This window comes from Sporomusa sp., assembly GCF_057736855.1.
Genome location: NZ_JBYKYF010000141.1, coordinates 1 through 1,531 on the forward strand (window position 1 = coordinate 1; position 1,531 = coordinate 1,531).

A 1,531-nucleotide genomic window follows, 5' to 3' on the forward strand; every position below is an offset into this window, starting at 1 on the left:
TTTGAACCTTTCGATAGCGATTTGTCTAGTAGTTTTGATATAAAACGATCTTAAAAAAAGAGTGTAGCTAGGTGGTTAGTAAAGCCTCTCGTCATAGCTATTATGAAAATTCCCGCTAGGGAATTGAATTTTTATTGAAAATATAAAAGTTGAAAATTCGACAACGAACTTTTGCTAATATTCTTACCAAATAAATAATATGGCAAAGTAATAGTCAGTTTATCTTGGTTGAAGTAATTTTGTTTCATGAAAGAACAAACAACTGTAGCTTTTGAATCCTTAATTAACCCCTGGCGTGTGCCGGGGGCATTTTTTGTTAATTTCTTATTGTGAATTTTGGAGAGTACCCATTTATCATCATCTTGATGGGTAAGTGTGTAAGTAAATCGTTTTCGAACTGGTTCATTTTGGTTATCAAGATATTCAACGTAAGAAGAGATAAGATATGGATTGTTGCCAAAATCTTTAAAAAAGCAAATTTCGTCAGGAGTTGTGGTGTTAGAAGCTAATGTATCTACCTTGCCGTATTTAGAAATAAAATAATGGTTTTCAATGGGTGCCATTTTCGCTTCTGGTATATCCATGCTTGATGTAATTAATGTTTTGGCGACTTGATAGATATCTTCATTACTTTGGGAATATGAGGAAGGCTGAGTTAACAAATTAATTAAAATAATTACTCCAATAACAGCAATTATAACCATTTTTAAGATACCCAATGTTTTAGTGGAATTATTATGTATGGACATTTTTATCCTCTTTAATTACAAAATTTTACTATTATACATAGAATACCATAAATAACATTATATTCCTATTGAGTAATGTATATATTCATACAGTTTTATGAGCTAGAAAGATTAGGACAAAGAAGGAAAAGCGGTGGATGAAATGATGCATACTGTATCACATAAAAACATAGCCGGAATATCCGGCTACGTTTTTATGTGGTCTGTAATTTTTTTGTCACTTGTTTGGAGTTGGAAATATAGTACGGAATTACCGCCAAGGCGAAGTTAACCTGTCAAAATATACAATAAGTAGACCGACTATCGCTATTATTACTACAACTGCAATGATTAGCATGACTTTCTCCTTAGTTTATTACTCCGATAAAGCGTCATAAACATTTTGATTGGGCTTGACTGCGGGTTCATCACGCAAATACTTTTTCGATAGGTTTTCAGCAATGAGCGTGTCCATTTCTTCGTTGGCAGAATTAAGGGGTATTGAGGTTTTGGCATTGGTCTTGAATGTAAGATAAGATCTATTAGCTCTATAGTTCATAGTATCACCCTCTACTTTGTTGGTTGCTTTTCTGTTGTTAGTATGTGTCTTGCTTTTTGGAGTAATGCAGATGAAAAAAATGGCTGGCAGCAGTGGGGGATCAGGTGGCTAGCTGATAGTTACCGTTGATTAATGATTTACATATAATAGATTAAAATAAGAGGGGAGGCAGTCTGATGGGGAACTCTAGTATACCAAGGTGGCGGCAGTGCACGAAGCAATGCCTAAGGACTTATACTTCAAC

General features: G+C 34.2%; 2 protein-coding genes. Both read right to left on the reverse strand.

Annotated elements, in window-relative coordinates; genetic code table 11:
- Positions 1–131 precede the first annotated feature (131 nt).
- Positions 132–749 (reverse strand): hypothetical protein, encoded by a 618-nt coding sequence (locus tag AC29Z1_RS10335; RefSeq protein WP_488271384.1) that lies wholly within the window; start codon positions 747–749, stop codon positions 132–134.
- 355 nt (positions 750–1,104) lie between these two features.
- Complete coding sequence (locus AC29Z1_RS10340; RefSeq protein WP_488271385.1) at positions 1,105–1,287, reverse strand: hypothetical protein; 183 nt, start codon at positions 1,285–1,287, stop codon at positions 1,105–1,107.
- Between the last annotated feature and the right edge of the window lie 244 nt (positions 1,288–1,531).

Bases quoted from the DNA above. Each gene is read 5' to 3' on its own strand.
- AC29Z1_RS10340 (WP_488271385.1), bottom strand. From the start codon at position 1,287: ATGAACTATAGAGCTAATAGATCTTATCTTACATTCAAGACCAATGCC.
- AC29Z1_RS10335 (WP_488271384.1), bottom strand. From the start codon at position 749: ATGTCCATACATAATAATTCCACTAAAACATTGGGTATCTTAAAAATG.